This window comes from Bacillus sp. AFS040349, assembly GCF_002577655.1.
Classification (GTDB): domain Bacteria; phylum Bacillota; class Bacilli; order Bacillales; family Bacillaceae; genus Metabacillus.
Genome location: NZ_NUMC01000125.1, coordinates 1 through 3,701, shown reverse-complemented (window position 1 = coordinate 3,701; position 3,701 = coordinate 1). Strand labels below are relative to the sequence as shown.

3 protein-coding genes are annotated in these 3,701 nt (G+C 31.9%); all 3 read right to left on the bottom strand.

What is annotated here, in order from left to right; genetic code table 11:
- Window positions 1-82: 82 nt before the first annotated feature.
- The 3 genes from COD11_RS22020 to COD11_RS22010 are packed head-to-tail and all read right to left on the bottom strand — an operon-like array spanning window position 83 to window position 3,534.
- The gene (locus tag COD11_RS22020) at window positions 83-469 is read right to left on the bottom strand and encodes a DUF6262 family protein (protein WP_098799056.1); all 387 of its coding nucleotides are present in this window, start codon (window positions 467-469) and stop codon (window positions 83-85) included.
- A gap of 21 nt (window positions 470-490) precedes the next feature.
- Window positions 491-2,458: a tyrosine-type recombinase/integrase gene (locus COD11_RS22015; RefSeq protein ID WP_098799055.1), complete on the bottom strand. Its 1,968-nt coding sequence runs from the start codon at window positions 2,456-2,458 to the stop codon at window positions 491-493.
- The gene (locus tag COD11_RS22010) at window positions 2,455-3,534 is read right to left on the bottom strand and encodes a tyrosine-type recombinase/integrase (protein ID WP_098799054.1); all 1,080 of its coding nucleotides are present in this window, start codon (window positions 3,532-3,534) and stop codon (window positions 2,455-2,457) included. Before COD11_RS22010 ends, COD11_RS22015 begins: the two co-directional genes overlap by 4 nt.
- Window positions 3,535-3,701: the final 167 nt, after the last annotated feature.

Genomic DNA, 3,701 nt, shown 5'->3' with positions numbered 1-3,701 from the left:
TTATCTACAGTAAGTTGTTAAAAAATGAGGTTCTACCGAACCTCATTCATTGAATACATGACTTTAAAGTTAGACTATCATCTTACTTGATTTCTTTATAAATTGTTGCCCATACAACTTTAAGTTGTTCTTTCAATTTCCTGTTTTCTTCCTCCAAATTCTTATTTCTCTTCCGAAGTGATGCAATTATGACATCTTTTGATTTTTCTGTCATATCCCGTTTAACTTTCATGGGTGATTCTAATCCTTCTTCTTGCTTCCTTAAAGTTTCAATACGAGATCTAATTTCAATGTACTTATAAAGAAATGATTTAGAAACTCCAGATTCTTCTGCTACAGAGTTGAAGTTAATCTTTTTCTGTTGTTTTATCATTTTTTTAAGTGTTTTTTCTACCTTTTGAAATGTTATATTCTTTTTATCTTCTATGCTTCTTAATAGGGGACCAGTATTAGGATTCTTATTAGCCACTTTGTTTTACACACCTTTATATTAATTTCTGGATTCTCTTCTTAATTTTTGCTGTCCATATATTCCACCGTTTTTAATGATTCCGTCTCTAATTTCTTTATACTTTTTTAGTTTAGGTTGAATTATCTCGATTGAACGAATTCTTCCAGATTTCTGATATATCTGTATATCAGATTCCATTTTAGTAATTTGTTCGTTGTAGAAATTCAAAAATGTTTGGTCTACATGAAAACTTCGGCAGTTATTTTTAATGCATGGTGGTTCTAAAGTTTGTTCTAAAAAATCACAATTGTTCTTAGGGCTTTTAATACAAAAACCATGATCTAATCGAATAGAATCTAAGTTGTGACGTATCCATTCCAACTCTAATCCGTTTTCGTCTGCTTGTTGCTCTATACTAGTGGCGATTATTTTACCGCCTTGATTTAATCTTATAGCTCCACTGCTTGTGGCTTTTTCCCATTCTTTTCGAAGAGTTTTATCATGAATCTTGGCATATACCAATGTCATTTCAGGGCTCGCATGAGCCATAAGTTTTTGTACATGCAAAATGGTCATACCGTTATTGATAAGATTGACTCCATAACGGTGTCTAAACGCATGTGCTTTAAATCGATAGGTATCTCTCTTTTCGTCGATTATTTTATTTTCCATAGCTAGTTTGTTTAAATTGTTTACTACATTGTCCCTTGAAATAGGCTGACCTTTTCTCGGCCCATAATAGGTAGGAAACAAATAATTAAAGGGGTTTGTTTCAATGGTTGTTTTTTCTCTAGTCAATTTTTGTTGAGAAATCACAACCATTGCTATTTCTTCCGAAATTGGCACTCTATGGTCTTTATTTTTAACTTTACGTTGGTCTCCAATAATCCACCAACCATCTTCTCTTTGAATCAAACAATCTATTTTCAAAGTACACACATCTGAAATTCTAAATCCTGTTGCCTCTAATAAAATCACAATCGGGATAATTTCTTTTGGTAGTTTTCCTATATGGTTCAGGATTTGATTCCAAACGAAATCAGATATATATTTTATTTCATTAGAAGCTTTAGGTGGTAGTTTAGGTTTGTCTTCAGGAACGATTAAATTTCCTGCAGATTTAATTGGGGCTTCAGCCCATTCATATCTTTGAATATATAAAATAAACAATTCTATTACAGATAATGACCGATGAACGTGGTTATCCGAAGGGGCTTGTCCTTTATGAACACTATTCCCTCCCATAGGAGAAGTTCTTAAATAATATATAAATCCTTCTATATCACTTCTACTTAAAGAGGTTAAGCCTTTCCAATCTGGGTACTTGCAGTAAATATATTTAAAGAACTCTTGAAGTTTTGCTATGTTTTGTATGGCAGTACCCCAGCTTAAACTTTCTTGCATTAGGACACGTTTTTCGAAATATCTTTTTACCAAAGCTCGATAAGGGCTTGGTATAAAAGTGAAATTTAAGGTATAACCACATTTACTATTGTTGTAGTCAATACCTAGTTTTCTAACATCCCAAATATCTTTTTCTGTTTCGATACGTTCGTCATACCATTCAAAGTAAAAAGAACTAATCCGATTATATAATTGGAGGTATCCTTTAATAGTTAAATTGCTTATACCAAGTTCTAAAAGATAAGTCTTATAGTGAATTGAAAACTTCTCATGAGGAATTTCTATAAAAGAAAAAATATTTGGATAAAACCTTAAAATAAAAGTTTGTAATTTATTGATTGCACTAGCACTGCTCCATATTGTTGTCATTTTTAAAATCGAATCAGTCAACTGTCTAAAGAAATAATATTTCAATTCATGGTTTATTCCTGAACTTAAAGTCTCGTCGAATTTAAGCCTTTGTTTTCCTAAATTAGTGTCTTTAGTGTAGAAAGGGCAATCGATGGCATTCCATAGATCATTTTTCCAATATCCATTTAGTTCTTGTACTAGTTGCTCATATCGTGGAGATTTGGTCGAATTAGTAAATTTATATAATTTCATTTTAATTGATCACCCTTCATATTATCCTGTGCTTTCTGCCACTCTTTCCGAATTGTTTCATCCGAAGAATGCATATAAGTTTGTATTGTAGTTTGAACTTGTGCGTGACCTAACAACTTCTGAATAATCGAAGCTTCTACTCCTTTTTCATGAAGTTCAGTTGCATAGGTGTGTCTTAACATATGTGGAGTAACATCAATCTCAGTTTTCTTCCTTATACGCTCAATCACATCGAAAGCTGCTCGATAATTTAACGGTTTACCCTTATTAGGTCCTGATAAATTGATAAAAACAAAATTTGTATCTACATCGTGAAGATCAATAAGATAATCTTGAAATACATTCATAGTATCGGCAGATACATACACCTTTCGTCCTTCACCATTTACAGTTTTTGATTTCCGAACCTGAATGGTAGTGGAACCAATATCAAAATCCTCAATCCATAAAGATAAGGCTTCTCCAATTCTAAGACCACCCTCATATAAAATCCTAATCAATAAAGCATCGCGAATGTTACTACACGCATCGTGAACAGTTTGCACCTGAGTTTTTGTGAGTGTTAAAATTCCCCTTCGAGGTTCTTTTATTTTCAATATGCTTTTTTCAAATGGTTTACCCTTTGATATATGATGTAAAAAGGGTTTGAATGATCGGTACTGACCAGTAACTTGCTTCTTTGTTTTTTCGGATAGGTCCTTTTCATAATCCTCAATCCTAATCAAATAATCATAGAAACCTTGGACACATGTTAATATAGTATTCACTGTTCGTTCTGATCTCTTTGCTTGAGTTTTCTCAAGATGAACTACTTTAGTAGATTGATAAGGACTTCTTAGCCAAGATATAAACTCCGATAATAAATTTAAGTCAACCTCTTGGTATCCTATTTCTTTTTCGCTTAAAAATTGAAAGTATAACTTCAAATGACGACAATATGCTTTTAACGTATTTTCCGCTTTACCTATGTTGTCTAGATACTTAAGGTATTTGACAACAGGAACCACAGGTTTGTTATTTTCATCAATGAGTACATATCGTTTTTTATTATCAATTTGAAACTCTTGAACTTTCATAAACATCACCTCCAGATTAGATAGTGATACATTTATGAAACTCTTTCTATAAAAACTATGAATACTATATTTTCCCACTGTAGATAAGTTGATTTTAAAGAAACAAAAAAGAAGCAATACTTAACTTTAAATACGTTAAATACTACTTCTTTATATACTGTAGATAA

What these genes read in the sequence shown, in the direction of transcription:
- COD11_RS22015 (WP_098799055.1), bottom strand. Translation starts at nt 2,458, where the DNA reads ATGAAATTATATAAATTTACTAATTCGACCAAATCTCCACGATATGAG.
- COD11_RS22010 (WP_098799054.1), bottom strand. Translation starts at nt 3,534, where the DNA reads ATGAAAGTTCAAGAGTTTCAAATTGATAATAAAAAACGATATGTACTC.